The following is a 17,814-nucleotide window of genomic DNA, read 5'->3' as shown; positions in this document are numbered from 1 at the left end:
GAGTCGCCTGCTTCGCGGGCAAGCCCGCTCCCACAGGGTACGCGGCGCGCTTGCGAAATCAGTTCTCTGCACGACAGCGCAGCCCGGCAGGGCTGGGTGAACTCCTACAGGCGACGGCGACAGGGCAAGCGCAGCCGCCTCAGTTACGCATCCCGTAAACTGTTACCGCCACGCCGAATCACACCGGCATTGTTACCAACTTCCACCTTACGTGAGCTTCAATACGCACCATCGTAATGCCGCTGCGTATTTTCACGCACCAAAAACGCGCAGACTTATTCCGCTTTCTTCACCTGGATCACGATGAACGGCGAGACCACCACCGCCCAGATCTCTGGATCGCGGGTTTGCAGGTCGCGCGCTTGTTCGGCGGTAACCGCGCCGACACTGCCATCACTGCGCCACTTGGCGAAGATATCGCTACGATTCTCTGCCATCGCCTCGGCAACGGCGATCAGGTCGAGAGCGGGGTCGACCCAAATCAGGTCACCCTTGGCCCAGAAACGCTCCAGGGCTTTCCACTCGATGACGGCGGTCTCACCGAGCAATTTGGCATAGAGGGTGCTTGTTTGATCAGTCATGGGTTCACCTGCACAAAGATCGGCCAACAAAAAAGGTCGGCATTTTTGCAGAAAAACCCGGTTTCAAATACGTAATTTGGTCGATCAGGCCCGAACTCATGGGGGCGGGCCATAGATACCGGCAAAGTGATGGCGCTTTTCTATATCTTTATGTCGATCAAGCGACACCCCTGGAAACAGACGCTTTTCGCCCGCTTTTCAAGCGATCCAACGGCGCTCTACACTGTACCGGTACAGTTCCGGGACACGATTCCGGGGAAGGTGGGGTTGCGGTTCGGCGTGGCCAACCGTGAACCCGCCCGGTCTGTAGCCCTGGCCGCCAGGACTATAAGAATTACAACAGAATGAGTGGAGCACTATGATCAAGATTTCCAAGCTGTTCGCCGCGATGGTCCTGGCCGGGGTTGCCAGCCATTCGTTTGCCGCCGACACCATCAAGATCGGTATCGCCGGTCCCAAGACCGGCCCTGTCACCCAGTACGGCGACATGCAGTTCATCGGCGCCAAACAGGCCATCAAGGACATCAACGCCAAGGGCGGCGTCGATGGCAAGATGCTCGAAGCCAAGGAATACGACGACGCGTGCGATCCTAAACAGGCCGTTGCAGTCGCCAACAAAGTGGTCAACGACGGCGTCAAGTTCGTCATCGGCCACCTGTGCTCCAGCTCCACCCAGCCGGCGTCCGACATCTACGAAGACGAAGGCGTGATCATGATCACCCCGGCCGCTACCTCGCCGGAAATCACCGCCCGTGGCTACAAGCTGATCTTCCGCACCATCGGCCTGGACAGCGCCCAAGGCCCGGCCGCTGGCAACTACATCGCCGACCACGTCAAGCCGAAGGTCGTCGCAGTACTGCATGATAAACAACAGTACGGTGAAGGTATCGCGACCGCGGTCAAGCAAACCCTCGAGAAGAAAGGCACCAAGGTCGCCGTCTTCGAAGGCCTGAACGCCGGTGACAAGGACTTCTCCTCGATCATCCAGAAGCTCAAGCAGAACAACGTCGACTTCGTCTACTACGGTGGCTACCACCCAGAGCTGGGTCTGATCCTGCGCCAGGCACAGGAAAAGGGCCTGAAAGCCAAGTTCATGGGCCCGGAAGGCGTGGGTAACGACTCCATCTCGCAGATCGCCCAAGGCGCCTCCGAAGGCCTGCTGGTGACCCTGCCGAAATCGTTCGACCAGGATCCTGAGAACAAGGCCATCGTCGACGCCATCAAGGCCGACGGCAAAGACCCGAGCGGTCCGTTCGTGTTCCCGGCCTACTCGGCTGTGGAACTGATCGCCGAAGGCATCAAGGCGGCCAAGTCCGAAGATACCGACAAGGTGGCAGCCGCCATCCACGCCGGTACCTTCAAGACCCCCACCGGCAACCTGTCGTACGACGAAAAAGGCGACCTGAAAGACTTCAAGTTCGTGGTCTACGAATGGCACTTCGGCAAGCCGAAGACCGAAGTCTCCCCTCAGTAACTGCGTGACTAATAGCTGACCGAGAAGCCCACTGTGCGAGCAGTGGGCTTTGTTTTACGAGGTTCTATGGGCCTGATTCCCGTGATCCGGGAGCCCGCCCACCTGAAAATCTTAAAACCGTCACCCGCGGTTTCCTGGCAGTGCCCACACACATCACGTGGCGTAGACCACGAGAACCTGGGCCGGGGTCACCCCCCTCCAGCGAAATGCAAATCAGGTTTTTAGGAGCGCTGTAATGCCTGAGATCTACCATTTCCTACAACAACTGGTTAACGGATTGACCATCGGCAGTACCTACGCGCTGATCGCCATCGGTTACACGATGGTGTACGGCATCATCGGCATGATCAACTTCGCCCACGGCGAGGTGTACATGATCGGTAGCTACGTGGCCTTCATCGCCCTCGCCGGCCTTGCCATGATGGGCATCCATTCACTGCCGATCCTCATGACCGTGGCCTTCGTCGCCACCATCTGCGTCACCAGTGCCTACGGCTACAGCATCGAACGGGTCGCCTACCGGCCGCTGCGCAACAGCAACCGGCTGATCCCACTGATCTCGGCCATCGGCATGTCGATCTTCCTGCAGAACACCGTGCTGCTCTCGCAGGACTCCAAAGACAAGTCGATTCCCAACCTGATCCCTGGCAGTTTCTCGTTCGGCCCCGGCGGCGCCGAGGAAGTGCTGGTTTCGTACATGCAGATCCTGGTGTTCGTGGTGACCTTGATCGCCATGACCTGCCTGACACTGTTCATCTCCCGTTCCCGCCTGGGCCGCGCCTGCCGCGCCTGTGCCGAGGACATCAAGATGGCCAACCTGCTGGGCATCAACACCAACAACATCATCGCCCTGACCTTCGTCATCGGTGCCGCCCTCGCGGCGGTGGCGGCCGTGCTGCTGAGCATGCAGTACGGGGTGATCAACCCCAACGCCGGCTTCCTGGTGGGACTCAAAGCCTTCACTGCGGCGGTACTGGGCGGCATCGGCAGTATCCCGGGCGCCATGCTCGGCGGCCTGGTGCTGGGGGTGGCCGAAGCGTTCGGCGCCGACATCTTCGGCGACCAATACAAGGACGTGGTGGCATTCGGTCTTTTGGTACTTGTCCTGCTGTTCCGGCCGACCGGCATCCTGGGCCGCCCGGAGGTTGAAAAAGTATGAACAAAAATCTCAAACAGGCGTTCTTCAGCGCCTTGCTGGTCTGGGCCGTGGCCTTCCCGGTACTGGGCCTGAAACTGAGCATCGACGGCATCAGCCTGGTGGTGCACAGCCAGGGTTCGTTCAACCTGACCATCATCAGCGTGTGCTCGGTGCTGATGTTCCTGCGCGTGCTGTTCGACAAGCAGTGGAGCGCAGTGATGGGCCGCCGCTCGGATCGCAAGCTGATCTCACCGGCCGTCAGCAACTTCCTCACCCTGCCGAAAACCCAGCGTTGGATCATCATGGGCCTGATCGTGGTCGCCTTGATCTGGCCGTTCTTCGGCTCGCGCGGGGCGGTGGACATCGCCACACTGATCCTGATCTACGTACTGCTGGGCCTTGGTCTGAACATCGTGGTCGGCCTGGCCGGCCTGCTGGACCTGGGCTACGTCGGCTTCTACGCGGTCGGCGCCTACAGCTATGCGATGCTCTCGCACTACCTGGGCTGGAGCTTCTGGGTGTGCCTACCGATCGCAGGTCTGATGGCTGCTACCTTCGGCTTCCTGCTCGGTTTCCCGGTACTGCGCCTGCGTGGCGACTACCTGGCGATCGTGACGCTGGGCTTCGGCGAGATCATTCGCCTGTTCCTGCGTAACCTCACCGACTGGACCGGCGGCCCCAACGGCATCAGCAACATCGAGAAGCCCACCTTCTTCGGTTTGACCTTCGAACGTCGCGCCGCCGAGGGCATGCAGACCTTCCATGAGTTCTTCGGGCTGGAATACAACTCGATCAACAAGGTGATCTTCCTCTACCTGGTCGCGCTGCTGCTGGCCCTGTTGGCACTGTTCGTGATCAACCGCCTGCTGCGCATGCCCATCGGGCGTGCCTGGGAAGCGCTGCGTGAAGACGAAATCGCCTGCCGTGCGTTGGGCCTGAACCCCACCGTGATCAAGCTTTCGGCGTTCACCCTGGGTGCCTGCTTCGCCGGTTTCGCCGGTAGCTTCTTCGCCGCCCGCCAAGGGCTGGTGACACCTGAGTCGTTCACCTTCATCGAATCGGCGATCATCCTCGCCATCGTCGTACTGGGCGGCATGGGCTCGCAGCTGGGCGTGATTCTGGCGGCCATCGTGATGATCCTGCTGCCAGAGATGATGCGTGAGTTCAGCGAATACCGGATGCTGATGTTCGGTGCGCTGATGGTGTTGATGATGATCTGGCGTCCGCAGGGCCTGCTGCCTATGCAACGTCCACATTTGGAGCTGCGTCGATGAGCCGCGAAATTCTGCAAGTCAGCGGCCTGAGCATGCGCTTCGGCGGCTTGTTGGCGGTCAACGGCGTGGGCCTGACCGTAAAAGAGAAACAGGTGGTAGCCCTGATCGGCCCGAACGGCGCTGGCAAGACCACCGTATTCAACTGCCTCACCGGCTTCTACAAGCCCAGCGGCGGCACCATCCTGCTCGACGGCCAGCCCATCCAGGGCCTGGCTGGCCATCAGATCGCCCGCAAGGGCGTGGTGCGGACTTTCCAGAACGTGCGCCTGTTCAAGGAAATGACCGCGCTGGAAAACCTGCTGATCGCCCAACACCGCCACCTCAACACCAACTTCTTCGCCGGCCTGTTCAAGACCCCGTCGTTCCGCCGCAGCGAAAAGGAGGCCATGGAGCGTGCGCAATACTGGCTCGAGAAGGTCAACCTGACCGAGTTCGCCAACCGCACCGCCGGGACCCTGGCCTACGGCCAGCAGCGTCGCCTGGAAATCGCCCGCTGCATGATGACCCAGCCACGCATCATCATGCTCGACGAACCGGCAGCCGGATTGAACCCCAAGGAAACCGAAGACCTCAAGGCCCTCATTGGCTACCTACGTGAGTCGCATAACGTGACCGTGCTGCTGATCGAGCACGACATGAAGCTGGTGATGAGCATTTCCGACCACATCGTAGTGATCAACCAGGGCACGCCCCTGGCCGACGGCACGCCGGAAGAAATTCGCGGCAACCCTGATGTGATCAAGGCCTACCTGGGGGAGGCGTAAATGCTGAAGTTCGAGAACGTTTCCACCTTCTACGGCAAGATCCAGGCGCTGCACAGCGTCAACGTGGAGATCAATCAAGGCGAGATCGTCACACTGATCGGCGCCAACGGTGCCGGCAAGTCGACCCTGCTGATGACCCTCTGCGGCTCGCCACAGGCCCACAACGGCAGCATCAAGTACCTGGGCGAGGAACTGGTCGGCCAACCGTCCTCGCACATCATGCGCAAGAGCATCGCGGTTGTGCCCGAAGGTCGCCGTGTGTTCGCGCGCCTGACCGTCGAGGAAAACCTGGCCATGGGTGGGTTCTTCACCGACAAGGGTGACTTCCAGGAACAACTGGACAAGGTCCTGGAACTGTTCCCACGCCTGAAGGAACGTTACCTGCAGCGTGGCGGCACCATGTCCGGCGGCGAGCAACAGATGCTGGCGATTGGCCGGGCCTTGATGAGCAAGCCCAAGCTGCTGCTGCTCGACGAGCCATCGCTGGGCCTGGCGCCGATCATCATCCAGCAGATCTTCGACATCATCGAACAGCTGCGCCGCGATGGCGTGACGGTGTTCCTGGTGGAGCAGAACGCCAACCAGGCCCTGAAGATCGCCGACCGCGCCTATGTGCTGGAGAACGGCAAGGTGGTGATGCAGGGCACCGGTGAAGCCCTGCTGACCGACCCGAAGGTGCGCGACGCGTACCTCGGGGGTTGAATCAACAAAGGGCCTTCGGGCCCTTTGTCTTGCCTGCTGATCAGCGGTGTGCGCCCAAGCTCAGGCTGGCGCGGTACCTGTGGGAGCGAGTTTACCCGCGAACAAGCACACGCAAATCGCCCTGGTGCTTGAGATCCCGACGCACCCTGCGTAACGTGGCCAGCTCTTTCGCGAAGATTCCCGGAGCCCGCCCCATGCGCCTCACCCCTTCCCTGCTGCTCGCCTCGATGCTGCCGCTGTTCGCCGGTTGCCAGATGCTGGCCGAAAAGCCCGTCGATCCGAACCTCGGCACCACGCGCATGCAGGGCGAACTGAGCGCCGGTGGCGGCCACCTGCTGTTCAAGCCGTGCAACGAAGCCCGCCAGTTCGTGATAAACGACGCCGGTGGCACGGCCATCCTGCAAGAGGCCTCCAACCTGGCCAAGGATGCCAAGGACAAACTGTTCGCCGACCTGCGCGGACGCCTGGCTGCAAGCAAGCAGGCCGGCAGCGATGGGCAGATCGACGTGACCCGTGTGTACCGCCTGGAACACGGCGCGCGCGGCTGTGAAGACCCCAACTTCAAGCAACTGACCCTGCGTGCAGGCGGCCAACAGCCTGTCTGGGATGTCAAGGCCAGCGGCAAGGGCATGGTGATCAACCGCGAAGGCCAGGCGCCTCTGCCACTGCCGTATCTGGAAGAAGAAATGCCCGGCGGCGGCCTCAGCCTGTCCAGCGAGGCCAATGGCCAGCGCGTCGAACTGTGGGTCGCCCCGCAACGCTGTGTCGAGCCCGTCACCGGCGCCATCCGCCACCTCAAGGCCGAGCTGCGCATCGACGGCAAGACCCTGCAAGGCTGCGCTTACTACGGCGGTGCCCGCGACCTCTGATCGCCAGGCACTTTTATCCTGCCAGTCAGGGCGGCTAACAGCTTATACTTGGCGGTTTGTGTAAAGCCGCCGGCCGCCCATGGCCGGGATACTGGACCCTGCCATGCTACGAATCACCGAACTGAAGCTGCCCCTGGACCACTCCGACGACGCGCTGCGCGCCGCCATCGTCCAGCGCCTGGGCATCGCGGATGAGCAACTGCTCGGTTTCACCCTGTTCAAGCGCAGCTACGATGCGCGCAAGAAGAACAGCGAGATGCTGTTCATCTACACCATCGACCTCGAAACCAGCAACGAAGCCGAACTGCTGAAAACCTTCGCCGACGACCCCAAGGTCGGCGTGGCGCCGGATGTCAGCTACAAATTCGTGGGCCAGGCGCCGGGCGACCTGCAGGAGCGCCCACTGGTGGTCGGTTTCGGCCCCTGCGGTATCTTCGCAGCCCTGCTGCTGGCGCAAATGGGCTTCAAGCCCATCGTCCTGGAGCGCGGCAAGGAAGTGCGTCAGCGCACCAAGGATACCTGGGGGCTGTGGCGCAAGAGCGTGCTCAACCCCGAGTCCAACGTGCAATTCGGTGAAGGCGGCGCCGGGACCTTCTCCGACGGCAAGCTGTACAGCCAGATCAAGGACCCACAGCACCACGGTCGCAAGGTGCTGGAAGAGTTCGTCAAAGCCGGTGCACCGGAAGAAATCCTGTACATCAACAAACCGCACATCGGCACTTTCCGCCTGACCAGCATGGTCGAGAAAATGCGCGAAGAGATCATCAATCTGGGCGGCGAAGTGCGCTTCGAACAGAAGGTCACCGACCTGCTCACCGATGGCGAACAGCTGACCGGCGTGGTGTTGCACAGCGGCGAGCAACTGCAATCGCGCCATGTGGTGCTGGCGCTGGGGCACAGTGCCCGCGACACCTTCCGCATGCTGCATGCCAAGGGCGTGTTCATGGAGGCCAAGCCGTTCTCGGTGGGCTTCCGTATCGAGCACCCGCAGTCGCTGATCGACAAAGCTCGTCTGGGCAAGTATGCCGGGCACCCGAAACTCGGTGCTGCCGACTACAAGCTGGTACACCACGCCAAGAACGGCCGTTCGGTCTACAGCTTCTGCATGTGCCCAGGTGGCACCGTGGTAGCCGCCACCAGCGAACCGGGTCGTGTGGTCACCAACGGCATGAGCCAGTACTCGCGTAACGAGCGCAACGCCAACTCTGGCATCGTCGTGGGCATCGACCCTGAGCGCGACTACCCAGGTAGCCCGTTGGCCGGGATCGAACTACAGGAACGTCTGGAAGCCCACGCCTACGTGATGGGTGGCAGTAACTACCAGGCACCGGCACAGCTGGTCGGCGACTTCGTCGCAGGCCGCCCGTCTACTGCCCTGGGTAGCGTCGAGCCGTCGTACAAGCCGGGCGTCACCCTCTGCGACCTGGCTCCGAGCCTGCCGGCCTTCGCCATCGAAGCCATCCGCGAAGCCCTGCCGGCCTTCGACCGCCAGATCAAGGGCTACAACCTGCACGACGCGGTGCTGACGGGCATCGAGACACGCACCTCTTCACCGCTGCGCATCACCCGCGGCGCCGACTTCCAGAGCCTTAACCTCAAGGGCCTGTTCCCAGCCGGCGAAGGTGCAGGCTACGCGGGCGGCATCCTGTCGGCAGGTGTGGACGGCATCCGCATTGCCGAAGCAGTGGCGCGGGACATCCTCGGCTTCTAAAGCGCCAGTGCATTCGCGGGTTGACCTGCGAATGCGCTAGAGCAGGCAAAGAAAAACCCCGAACAGGCTAAGCCCATTCGGGTTTTTTCTTTTATCGCGATCAGTGGCTGACGCGGCTGGTGCCATCGACAGTCATGATGCGCACGCGCTCGCCGACGCGGAAGATTTCGTTCTGCTGCACCTGCTGCACGTAGGCACGCATGCTACCGTCGTCTTCACGCACGGTGATCTCCACACCTTGGGTACGGGTCAGGCCCTCTTCGGCGGCGGAACCCGCCAGGCCACCCGCTACGGCACCGATCACCGCAGCGACGATGCTGCCACGGCCACCCCCGACGGCAGAACCCGCCACGCCACCAACGATGGCGCCGGCACCGCCGCCGATCGGGGTCTTGGTGCCTTCGATCTTGACTGGACGCAGGGATTCAATGGTGCCCATGCGCACGGTTTGCACGCGGCGGGCCTCGTCACGGGAGTAGCTGTCGCCGGTCAGCGACGACTGGCAGCCGCCCAGCAGCAACGACAGGGTGGTGAAGCTCGCCACCAGCAAAACGGATTTACGCATGAGGACAATCTCCATAAGACAGGTGAGTATTAGACGCTTCGTCATGACGAGTGTCACGACGCAAATGTTGTTTATTTGTTCTCATTCAGCTTCACGACAGCCAGCAACGGCTGTAGCACGGGCATTTCACGTTGGACCAAGGATAGCCATGGATTACTTCATCGTCGTCGTCATCACGGTTGCCGGCCTGTACTTCCATGGCTGGCTGTACCTGCGCATGCGCCGCTGGATGGACCGTGACCTGGCCTTGTCGCTAGCCGGAGACGATCCGCTCAAGCAGGCGCGGATGCTTGAATTGTTGGAACAGGCACGCCGCGAAAAGGTCAATCGCAAGGCCTTGGCGGCCTGGCTTGAGCGCGAGGACCAGCGGACGGGATGATCAGGGGCTGCGACGCAGCCCCGTGGATTTCAAGGCGCCAGGCGCTCGCGTACCCACTGTCCATCTACCAGACGGTAGTTGAGCCGGTCATGCAGACGACTGGCACGTCCCTGCCAGAACTCGATGCGTTCTGGCAGCAAGCGGTAACCGCCCCAGTGCTCGGGGCAATGCGGCTGGGTGTCACTAAAGCGCGCTTGAGTGGCCTTCACCATGTCTTCAAGCTCGGTGCGGTCGGCAATCACCCGGCTCTGCGGCGAGGCCCAGGCTCCCAGGCGACTGCCCAACGGACGCACCTGGTAGTAGTCGTCCGATTCCTTGGCCGAGACTTTCTCCACCCGCCCCTCGATGCGCACCTGACGCTCCAGCGCCGGCCAGAAAAAAGTCATGGCGGCAAAAGGGTTCGCCGCAAGGTGCTGGCCCTTGGCGCTTTCGTAGTTGGTGAAGAACGTGAACCCGTGCGCATCGAGGGCCTTGAGTAGCAGCACGCGGCAATGCGGGCGGCCGTCGGCATCGACGGTGGCCAGGGTCATAGCGTTAGCTTCCACCGGCAACTGCTCAGTGTTCACCGCATCGGCGAACCATTGGTGAAAGAGTGCGAACGGCTCACCCGGGGCCTGGGCTTCGGCCAAGCCATCACGGGTGTAGTCGCGGCGCATATCGGCCAGGGATTGGGTCATGGCTGCGTTTCCTTGACGATCAGTTGGTCTTCGCAGGGCTGTTGGCAGCGACTTTCTTGTCAGTGCTGGCGGTCTTCGCCGCAGGCTTGGCAGGCGCGGCTTTCTTCTTGGCGGCAGTGGCTTTGACCGGCGCCTTGGCTTTGGCCACGGGTTTCTTCGCGGCCGCCTTGGCGACAGGTTTTGCAGCAGGTTTGGCAGCCGCCACGGCAGGAGCCTTGGCTTCCTGACTCGCCACCAGCGAGGTTGGCGCAGGGCTCAGGTTTGGTTGCTGGTACTTGGCCAGCAGCGCGACCATGGTGTTCTGCGGGGTCAGCAGCAGTTCCACGCGGCGGTTCAAGGCACGCCCAGCAGCGCTGTCGTTGGCCGCACGCGGCATCACCGAACCCATGCCCTTGAGCATCAAGCGGTCGCGTTGCAGGCCGCTCAGGCGGAAGATCGCCGACACCGAGGCGGCGCGTTCAAGGCTGAGTTTCTGATTGGCAGCGGTGGCGCCGGTGCTGTCGCCGTGGCCGAGGATCAGGATCGCAGTCTTGCTGTCGGACTCGATGGCCTTGGCCACCTGGGTGATCGGGCCAAGGGTCACCGGCAGCAACATGTTCGGACGGTCCGGGTTGTACGAACCGTCCACCGGGATGGTCACCGCGAGCACGTCTTCACGGCGCTCCAGCTCGAACTTGCTGCCCTTAATGGCTTCGCGCACCTTGGGTTCGTACTGATCGAGCCAGGCCTGGGTGGCTTTCTGGTCGATCTTCGGCACGGCAGCGGCCTGCGGCTTGCTGTCGTCCCCGCCGAACGGCCACCACCAGCGGCTACCGCTCTCGGACTTGGCATCGGCCTTGGCGACGTTCTCGGTAACGGCTTGCTTCACTTCCTTGTCGGCGACCTTGTCCGAACCAAAGGGCCACCAGCTCAAGCCCTCGTCTTTGGAGGCATCCTGCGAGTGGCTGGCGCAGCCGGTCATGGCCAGGCACAGGGCGAGTGCTAAGGTTTTGTGTGAAGACATCAGCGATACACCATGAAATAGAAAGAGATTTTGCCCACACGTATCAGGCGTCGGCATTGAGGATAGTCAATGGGACCGGGCAATACCCGCGTTACCCGATCAAAGGCACTCACCCAGAACCCGTACCAGCTGCTGGGCACGCGGATCCATCAGCACGTAGGGCCCCAGGGTATTGGTGACAAAGCCAAAGGCCACGTCGTATTCGGGGTCGGCGAAGCCCACCGAGCCCCCCGCGCCAGGGTGACCGAAGGCACGCGCGCCGAGACCGAAGGTGGCGTTGGCCACGTGCGGTTGGTCAAGCATGCAGCCCAGGCCGAAGCGCGTCTGGGTGAGCAGGGTACGATCATCACCAAGGCTGTGTTCGCGGGTCAGTTCATCGAGCAATTCGGACTCAAGCAGGCTGCCGTCGAGCAGGCCGGCATAGAAGCCGGCCAGGCTGCGCGCATTGCCATGGCCGTTGGCCGCCGGCTGCTGCATGCGCCGCCACTGCGGCTTGTTGGTGCTAGTCAGGATGGCTGGCGGGTTGGTGAAGGCACGCGTCGAGAGTGCCTCGGGTTCACGCAAGGTCACCTGCAACAGGCGCTGAGCGGCCGCATCACCGGGATTGCCCTTGCCGCGCGCGATATGCGCCACACGATGGAACTCATCGTCGGCAAGGCCAACATGGAAGTCCAGGCCCAGTGGCCTGGCGGTCCGTGCCACGATCGAATCGCCAGGGCCACGGCCATCGGCACGGCGGATCAACTCACCGATCAGCCAGCCATAGGTGATTGCGGCGTAGCCATGTGCGGTGCCAGGCTCCCACCAGGGCGTCTCGGCGGCCAAGGCGTCGACCATGGCCTGCCAGTCGTAGAGCATGTCTGCCGGCAGCAACTGGCGGATGGCCGGCAGGCCGGCACGGTGGCTGAGCAACTGGCGCAGGGTGATGGCTTCCTTACCGGCCTGGGCGAACTCCGGCCAATAGCGGGCCACCGGAGCATCGAGCGCCAGCTTGCCCTCGCCCACCAGTTGCAGGGCAGTGACAGCAGTGAAGGTCTTGGTACATGAGAACAGGTTGGCGATGGTATCGCTGTGCCAGGCCTCACGGCCGTCCTTGTCAGCGCTGCCGGCCCAGAGGTCAACCACGGTCTGGCCGCCGACCTGGATGCACAGCGCAGCACCACGCTCCTGGGGATCTTCGAACAACGCGGCGAAGGCATCGCGCACCGCCTCGAACTTCAGCTCATAGTGACCCTGGATCTGCACCCGCTACCTCTCCGAACGACCTGGCTGGCAAAGGCGTGCATTGTTTCAGTAGTTAAGCGATTTGCCTACTGGATGTCGCGTGATGGGCGCCAGTAAACCCCGCTTTGGTTGAAGCGCAAGGCACTCACTGCGCGGGTTTCTCCAATACGGCGCGCACCTGACCAACGGCTTGCAGGTTGCTCCTGCGCACCGATTCGACAAACCCCGGATACGCCACATCGGTAATGGCCACCAGCCCAAGGTGGCCATTCTCGCCATCGAGCAGGCGGCCACTGGCGGGCTGGTCGAGGTACTGGAACCAATGCACCCCGACGATCATAGGCTGGGCCAGAGCTGCCTTGAGGAACGCCGCATAGGCCGGCCCCCGGTCCTCCTCCCTGGCCACTTCCACAGGCCCTGGCCAGAACGGGCCACGATCGCGCGAACCGAACTGAAACTCCGAGACCAACACTGGCTTGTCCAACTCGGCCAGGCGGGCGAAGTCGTAGCCATCCTCTGGCTTGAGCGTATAGAAGTTGAAACTCAGCACGTCACAGAACTCGCTACAGGCCTTCACCGCTTCCGGCGTACTGACCGCATAGCGCCCCCCCAGCAACAGGTGGTTCGGTGCATGCCACTTCAGGGCATCGGAGATGGTCTTGAAATAGGTCTGGGCGAACACCTGCTGGAAGTACTGGTAATCGCGTTCGATCTCCGGGTGCTCAGGGTTGGGCAACGGCGCCTCGAAGCCTGGGTCTTCCATCAGTTCCCAGGCGCTTAGCTCGATGCCCCAGGCCTTCGAGAGCCCTTCCTGATTGCGGTACTTGTCGCGCAGTTGCTTGAGGAAAGCACGCTTGGCGGGCACGTCGGTGGTCAGGCGCAAGGTGCCGTAGGCCAGGCCATAGCGGGCCTTGGGGTCATCGCCCGGCGCAGCCCAAGCCAGTTCATTGTCGGCGAAATAGCCGATCAGCCAGGGGTCATCGCGATGGTCGCGCGCCGCGATGGCGACGGCGCGCTCGGTGGCCATGGCAAAACGCGGATCGAACGGATCGGGCATGCGCCCCCACCAGTCCATGCCGGTGCTGATGCTGGCGTAGTCACCGACGATCGACAGCGGCAAGGTGTAGGGCATGCGCTTGGCCTGTTCCAGCTCAGGGTCGCTCCAGTTGCCAAGGGTGTTGAAGCCCCAGGCTTGCAGCCGATCGAGGGTGTGCGCCTGCCAGCGCGGCGCATCAAAAGCGAATGGCGCGCAGGCCGGTTCCTGCGGCCCAGTCTGGCACGCCTTGCCGTAGGTACGTTGCAGGTTGGCCGCATAGAAGTCGAACCAGCGCCCCTGCTTGAAATGCCGGCCGTCAGACGACGCGTTGCCATCATCGTTGTTGCCCTGCCCATAAAATGCAGCCAGTGGCTCACCCTCAGCGGGCAAGTCCCTGAACATGCCTTCACGGCCTTCGACATAAGTACGCCCACCGTCGACTGCCACAGCATTGACGCCCAGCGAATAGAACGGATGGCCGTCGGGCGTGACCAGATACCAGCGCCCGTCGCGTTTTTCGGTGCGGAAAAAGCCCTTGGCTTCGAAGGCTGGCCCGGCTCGGACGCCGCCGTACGGGTCCAAGCCAAGCTTGTCGCGTTCGGCCAGCCAGGTCTTGAGCTGCGCTTGCTCGCGGTTGTCGGCAGCCTTGAGCAGGTCTTCGCTGGTGATCTTTTCCGGCCACTGCCCCCGGGTGGACTGGCCATAGCTGTCGATCAGCTCATGATAGGCCGCTTGGTAGGCCTGCTCGTCATCCTGCAGGCCGACCCGCTCGATCAGCAGGCTCTGGGCCACCTTGGGGTTGGGAATGCTGAGGCTGACAGAAGCCACCTGCTTAAGGTCCAACGCGCCATTGCTGCTAGTCAGCAGCAGGCGTTGTCCCTCGAAACTCCACGGCATCGGTGGGCCGGCGCGCATACCCTGGCTGAGCGGCGAGCGGGCGGTGAGTGGGATCATGACGGTTTGTGCAGGCCCGGCCGGCAAGTCGATTCGGCTGTTCAGGCTCCGCCCGTCGCTGTCGGTGACCTGCACGTCCACCGTCAACGCCCAATCCATGGCGCTTTGCAGGCGCAGCGTGAGAAAACGCCCAGCAGACCAGTCCCAGACTCCCGCTTGCGGGGCCAAGCGAAGTGTCGGCTGGGCCGCCGGGTTGAACACCACGCGCCGCAACACTTCGCCCTCAGCGGTCTGCTCCGCATTGTACTGCGGCATCCCGGCATCCTGGGTGATCACGTTCACCACCGAAGCCGGACGCACGAAACTGAACAGGGTCTGTTGCCCAGCGAGCAATGGCGCGCTGAACAACAGGGTGAGCATGGCGGGCAAGGTGCGACGGATCATGGGGCGGTCGATCTCCTTCTGAACCCTCACGGGTTCGCGACAGCGTGATGAACAACGGACCGGAGCATCGTGCTCCGGGGGTCAGCCGATTTCGCGCCGGAACGGCGGCAGTGCGTTGAGGATAGCCTTGCCATAGCGTTGGGTGACCAGACGCCGGTCGAGCAAGGTGATCACCCCGCGATCCTGCTCGGTTCGCAGCAGCCGCCCGCAGGCCTGGATCAACTTCAACGAGGCGTCGGGCACGGCAATTTCCATGAACGGGTTACCGCCGCGCGCCTCGATCCATTCGGACAACGCCGCCTCGACCGGATCATCCGGCACCGAGAACGGTATCTTGGCGATCACCACATGCTCGCAGTAGGCACCGGGCAGGTCGACACCTTCGGCGAAGCTGGCCAGGCCGAACAGTACGCTGTGCTGGCCATCGTCGACCCGCGCCTTGTGTTTGTTGAGCGTCTCCTGCTTGGACAGGTTGCCCTGGATCAGCACCAGCTTGCGCCAGTCGCGGTCCAGGCCATCGAACACGTCCTGCATCTGCTTGCGCGACGAAAACAGCACCAACGCGCCACGAGCTTCTTCGACGATAGCTGGCAGCTCGCGGATGATCGCCGCCGTATGCGCCGTGGCGTCCCGTGGATCGGCACCCAGGTCTGGCACTCGCAACAGGCCGGCATCGCCATGCACGAACGGGCTCGGCACCACGCACTGCACGGCATCGCGCGGCAGGCCCGAACGCATGCGAAAACGATCGAACTTGCCCAGTGCGGTCAGCGTCGCAGAGGTCACCAAGGCGCCGTGGGCGACATTCCACAGGCTCTTGCGCAGCATCTCAGCGGCCAGGATAGGGCTGGCATTGACCTCGATATCGAACAACGCGCCACTTTCGGCCAGCGTCAGCCACCGGGCCATGGGCGGGCTGTCCTCAGGGTCTTCGGCGGTGAAAGCGGTCCACAACTCCCAGTTGCCCTGGGCGCGCGTCACCAGGCTGCCGAACAGCGGGTACCACTCCTCGGCCTGGTGACTGGCGATGCCGATGCTGTTCTCACCGTCCATGCCTTCCTTGAGCAGGTCGGCCAGGCGGGTAAACAGGTCATTGAGGCGAGCAAAGCCTTTTTTCAGCTCGATGCCCACCTCGCGAATTTGCTCGGGGACCACGCCGCCCTCGAAACGATACCGCGGGCGATCACGGCCCTCGACGTCCTCGCCAGTACGGAAGTCCGCCACCTGCTCGCAGAGGGTGAACATGAACTGCTGCTGGGTTCGCACTTCCCGCGCCAGCTCGGGGACTTGCTCGATATAGCGCCCCAGATCGCCCGGCAACGGATGCTGGGCCAGCAGCTTGGTGAGGTTCTTGGCCGTCTGCTCCAGCCATTCGGCGGTGGAACGCAGACGCGAATAATGGGCGAAATGACCGATGGCCTTGTCAGGCAGGTGGTGGCCTTCGTCGAACACGTACATCGTGTCGCGCGGGTCGGGCAGCACCGCGCCACCGCCCAGGGCGAGGTCGGCCAGGACCATGTCATGGTTGGTGACGATCACATCGACCTTGCCCATGCCTTCACGGGCCTTATAGAAAACGCACTGCTGAAAGTTGGGGCAGTGCCGGCCGGTGCACTGGCCGTGGTCGGTGGTCAGGCGCGCCCAGTCCTGGTCCTCGATGGTTTCCGACCAGCTGTCGCGGTCGCCGTCCCAACGATTGCCGGCGAGCTTCTCGATCATGCTGTTGAACAGCTTCTGGCTGCGCTCGTCGACCTCGATGCGAAAGCCTTCTTCCTCGAACAACTGGGCGGTGGCCGACTGGGCGTGGCCCTCTTGCAGCAGGATGTCGAGCTTGGACAGGCACAGGTAGCGGCCACGGCCCTTGGCCAGGGCGAAACTGAAATTCAGCCCGCTGTTGCGCATCAGGTCGGGCAGGTCCTTGAACACGATCTGCTCCTGCAGCGCGACGGTCGCGGTGGCGATCACCAGGCGCTTGCCGGCCGCCTTGGCTGCCGGAATCGCAGCCAGGCTGTAGGCGACCGTCTTGCCGGTACCAGTGCCGGCCTCGACCGCGACCACCGCTGGCTCGCCGGCACGGCGACCTTCGTCGTCACAGGCGATGTCGCCAAGTACCTTGGCGACTTCGGCGATCATCAGGCGCTGGCCATAGCGTGGCTTGAGGCTTTTGGCTTCGAGGAAACGCGAATAGGCGCCCTGGATGGTGGCTTTGAGTTCGTTGCTGATCATGGTCTGCGGGCGCCCGGAGGGCTGGATATATTTTCAGTGTTTCGCATGGGCCGGCTATCATACCCCGCTATTGACCTTTATGCCGCATGGAGATCCGCATGCTCGCCTTTGCCCTGCCCTACACACTGCATGTCCTGGCTGCCCTGGTCTGGGTCGGCGGGATGTTCTTCGCCTGGCTGGTGCTGCGCCCGGCAACGGCTACAACGCTGGAAGGGCCGGCTCGGCTGCGCTTGTGGGTGGAAGTTTTCCGACGCTTCTTCGGATGGGTCTGGCTGGCGGTGGCGATTCTGGCTGTCAGCGGGGTGGGCATGATCCACCTGCGCTTCGCCGGGTTCGAGACGGCGCCGCGCTATGTGCAGGTGATGATCGGCGCAGGGATCGTCATGTTCGCCTTGTTCATGCGGGTTCAATCACTATTGCTGCCGGAGTTGCGGGCGGCAGTGCAGGCTGAGGATTGGGCGGCGGGCGCTGGGGTGTTGGGGCGGATTCGACGGATGGTCGGCGCTAACTTGCTGATTGGGGTTGGGGTGGTGGTTGTGGCGAGTTCGCGGGTTTTGATTTGATTCGTTTGGGCTCGATGGCCAGGGTGTTTGTTTTTGGAGATGTGTGCGCATTCGTTGGCGATGTCGACTTTTAGGCACCTTTCCGCCCTTACGGCGGGTTACTTTGGTCGTGGCCAAAGTAACCAAAGCCGTCCCGCTCCATCATCCGGCCCCTGCGCTATGCGCAGGGGTTCCCTCGCTTCGGCGCCTTTCGGGCCCGCGCGGCCTCCGACTTGCTGCGCAAGTCTACATCTCGCGCCTTCGGCTACGCCGAAGGGTGCTACGCACCTGGCCCTACAGACGCCTACACT

General features: G+C 62.6%; 16 protein-coding genes. 9 read left to right on the top strand and 7 right to left on the bottom strand.

Annotation, left to right across the window (positions count from 1 at the left end; translation table 11 throughout):
- Window positions 1–275: 275 nt before the first annotated feature.
- Window positions 276–581, bottom strand: coding sequence for a DUF2288 domain-containing protein (locus ACNFIC_RS17905; protein WP_138221162.1), 306 nt, complete (start codon window positions 579–581; stop codon window positions 276–278).
- Window positions 582–939: 358 nt separating this feature from the next.
- Here ACNFIC_RS17905 and ACNFIC_RS17900 point away from each other — a divergent pair, with 358 nt between their 5' ends.
- The 7 genes from ACNFIC_RS17900 (at window position 940) to ACNFIC_RS17870 (ending at window position 8,513) form a co-directional block, all read left to right on the top strand.
- Window positions 940–2,055 carry a branched-chain amino acid ABC transporter substrate-binding protein gene (locus ACNFIC_RS17900; RefSeq protein ID WP_138221161.1) on the top strand — a complete coding sequence of 372 codons (1,116 nt, stop codon included), beginning with the start codon at window positions 940–942 and terminating at the stop codon, window positions 2,053–2,055.
- Between the two features lie 235 nt (window positions 2,056–2,290).
- Entirely contained in the window at window positions 2,291–3,214 is a 924-nt protein-coding gene (gene livH / locus ACNFIC_RS17895; protein WP_138221160.1) for a high-affinity branched-chain amino acid ABC transporter permease LivH, read from the top strand.
- Entirely contained in the window at window positions 3,211–4,467 is a 1,257-nt protein-coding gene (locus ACNFIC_RS17890; protein WP_138221159.1) for a high-affinity branched-chain amino acid ABC transporter permease LivM, read from the top strand. The genes livH and ACNFIC_RS17890 overlap by 4 nt, the downstream gene beginning before the upstream one ends.
- The gene (gene livG, locus ACNFIC_RS17885; RefSeq protein WP_070094357.1) at window positions 4,464–5,231 is read left to right on the top strand and encodes a high-affinity branched-chain amino acid ABC transporter ATP-binding protein LivG; all 768 of its coding nucleotides are present in this window, start codon (window positions 4,464–4,466) and stop codon (window positions 5,229–5,231) included. Before ACNFIC_RS17890 ends, livG begins: the two co-directional genes overlap by 4 nt.
- Entirely contained in the window at window positions 5,232–5,933 is a 702-nt protein-coding gene (locus tag ACNFIC_RS17880) for an ABC transporter ATP-binding protein (RefSeq protein WP_416781537.1), read from the top strand.
- A 194-nt stretch (window positions 5,934–6,127) separates the two neighbouring features.
- Window positions 6,128–6,802, top strand: a complete 675-nt coding sequence (locus tag ACNFIC_RS17875; protein WP_416781536.1) for a COG3650 family protein — start codon at window positions 6,128–6,130, stop codon at window positions 6,800–6,802.
- A gap of 103 nt (window positions 6,803–6,905) precedes the next feature.
- Entirely contained in the window at window positions 6,906–8,513 is a 1,608-nt protein-coding gene (locus ACNFIC_RS17870; RefSeq protein WP_416781535.1) for an NAD(P)/FAD-dependent oxidoreductase, read from the top strand.
- A gap of 100 nt (window positions 8,514–8,613) precedes the next feature.
- Here the strand turns inward: ACNFIC_RS17870 and ACNFIC_RS17865 are convergent, their stop codons facing one another.
- Window positions 8,614–9,078 carry a glycine zipper 2TM domain-containing protein gene (locus tag ACNFIC_RS17865; RefSeq protein WP_138221155.1) on the bottom strand — a complete coding sequence of 155 codons (465 nt, stop codon included), beginning with the start codon at window positions 9,076–9,078 and terminating at the stop codon, window positions 8,614–8,616.
- A 148-nt stretch (window positions 9,079–9,226) separates the two neighbouring features.
- Between ACNFIC_RS17865 and ACNFIC_RS17860 the strand changes: the two genes are divergently transcribed.
- Complete coding sequence (locus ACNFIC_RS17860) at window positions 9,227–9,457, top strand: hypothetical protein (protein ID WP_416781534.1); 231 nt, start codon at window positions 9,227–9,229, stop codon at window positions 9,455–9,457.
- 29 nt (window positions 9,458–9,486) lie between these two features.
- On the opposite strand, the gene pdxH is transcribed toward ACNFIC_RS17860, so the two are convergent.
- From pdxH to dinG, 5 genes are all read right to left on the bottom strand, one after another.
- On the bottom strand, window positions 9,487–10,134 hold the full coding sequence (pdxH, locus tag ACNFIC_RS17855; RefSeq protein ID WP_138221153.1) for a pyridoxamine 5'-phosphate oxidase: 648 nt from the start codon (window positions 10,132–10,134) through the stop codon (window positions 9,487–9,489).
- Between the two features lie 19 nt (window positions 10,135–10,153).
- Window positions 10,154–11,137, bottom strand: coding sequence for an OmpA family protein (locus ACNFIC_RS17850; RefSeq protein ID WP_138221152.1), 984 nt, complete (start codon window positions 11,135–11,137; stop codon window positions 10,154–10,156).
- Between the two features lie 99 nt (window positions 11,138–11,236).
- The gene (locus ACNFIC_RS17845; RefSeq protein WP_416781533.1) at window positions 11,237–12,382 is read right to left on the bottom strand and encodes a serine hydrolase domain-containing protein; all 1,146 of its coding nucleotides are present in this window, start codon (window positions 12,380–12,382) and stop codon (window positions 11,237–11,239) included.
- 124 nt (window positions 12,383–12,506) lie between these two features.
- Entirely contained in the window at window positions 12,507–14,735 is a 2,229-nt protein-coding gene (locus ACNFIC_RS17840; RefSeq protein ID WP_416781532.1) for a beta-galactosidase, read from the bottom strand.
- 81 nt (window positions 14,736–14,816) lie between these two features.
- A complete protein-coding gene (gene dinG / locus ACNFIC_RS17835) occupies window positions 14,817–16,961 on the bottom strand; it encodes an ATP-dependent DNA helicase DinG (protein ID WP_138221149.1) in 2,145 nt (714 codons plus the stop codon).
- 98 nt (window positions 16,962–17,059) lie between these two features.
- Between dinG and ACNFIC_RS17830 the strand changes: the two genes are divergently transcribed.
- Window positions 17,060–17,524 carry a CopD family protein gene (locus tag ACNFIC_RS17830; RefSeq protein ID WP_138221148.1) on the top strand — a complete coding sequence of 155 codons (465 nt, stop codon included), beginning with the start codon at window positions 17,060–17,062 and terminating at the stop codon, window positions 17,522–17,524.
- Window positions 17,525–17,814: the final 290 nt, after the last annotated feature.

The organism is Pseudomonas sp. NY15463 (assembly GCF_048068415.1).
GTDB lineage: Bacteria > Pseudomonadota > Gammaproteobacteria > Pseudomonadales > Pseudomonadaceae > Aquipseudomonas > Aquipseudomonas mosselii_C.
Note: the sequence above shows the minus strand (reverse complement) of the source record. Positions and strands in the feature narration are given on the sequence as shown.

Excerpts from the sequence above, each read along its gene's own strand:
- ACNFIC_RS17905 (WP_138221162.1), bottom strand. The coding sequence starts at position 581 with ATGACTGATCAAACAAGCACCCTCTATGCCAAATTGCTCGGTGAGACC.
- ACNFIC_RS17900 (WP_138221161.1), top strand. The coding sequence starts at position 940 with ATGATCAAGATTTCCAAGCTGTTCGCCGCGATGGTCCTGGCCGGGGTT.
- livH (WP_138221160.1), top strand. The coding sequence starts at position 2,291 with ATGCCTGAGATCTACCATTTCCTACAACAACTGGTTAACGGATTGACC.
- ACNFIC_RS17890 (WP_138221159.1), top strand. The coding sequence starts at position 3,211 with ATGAACAAAAATCTCAAACAGGCGTTCTTCAGCGCCTTGCTGGTCTGG.
- livG (WP_070094357.1), top strand. The coding sequence starts at position 4,464 with ATGAGCCGCGAAATTCTGCAAGTCAGCGGCCTGAGCATGCGCTTCGGC.
- ACNFIC_RS17880 (WP_416781537.1), top strand. The coding sequence starts at position 5,232 with ATGCTGAAGTTCGAGAACGTTTCCACCTTCTACGGCAAGATCCAGGCG.
- ACNFIC_RS17875 (WP_416781536.1), top strand. The coding sequence starts at position 6,128 with ATGCGCCTCACCCCTTCCCTGCTGCTCGCCTCGATGCTGCCGCTGTTC.
- ACNFIC_RS17870 (WP_416781535.1), top strand. The coding sequence starts at position 6,906 with ATGCTACGAATCACCGAACTGAAGCTGCCCCTGGACCACTCCGACGAC.
- ACNFIC_RS17865 (WP_138221155.1), bottom strand. The coding sequence starts at position 9,078 with ATGCGTAAATCCGTTTTGCTGGTGGCGAGCTTCACCACCCTGTCGTTG.
- ACNFIC_RS17860 (WP_416781534.1), top strand. The coding sequence starts at position 9,227 with ATGGATTACTTCATCGTCGTCGTCATCACGGTTGCCGGCCTGTACTTC.
- pdxH (WP_138221153.1), bottom strand. The coding sequence starts at position 10,134 with ATGACCCAATCCCTGGCCGATATGCGCCGCGACTACACCCGTGATGGC.
- ACNFIC_RS17850 (WP_138221152.1), bottom strand. The coding sequence starts at position 11,137 with ATGTCTTCACACAAAACCTTAGCACTCGCCCTGTGCCTGGCCATGACC.
- ACNFIC_RS17840 (WP_416781532.1), bottom strand. The coding sequence starts at position 14,735 with ATGATCCGTCGCACCTTGCCCGCCATGCTCACCCTGTTGTTCAGCGCG.
- dinG (WP_138221149.1), bottom strand. The coding sequence starts at position 16,961 with ATGATCAGCAACGAACTCAAAGCCACCATCCAGGGCGCCTATTCGCGT.
- ACNFIC_RS17830 (WP_138221148.1), top strand. The coding sequence starts at position 17,060 with ATGCTCGCCTTTGCCCTGCCCTACACACTGCATGTCCTGGCTGCCCTG.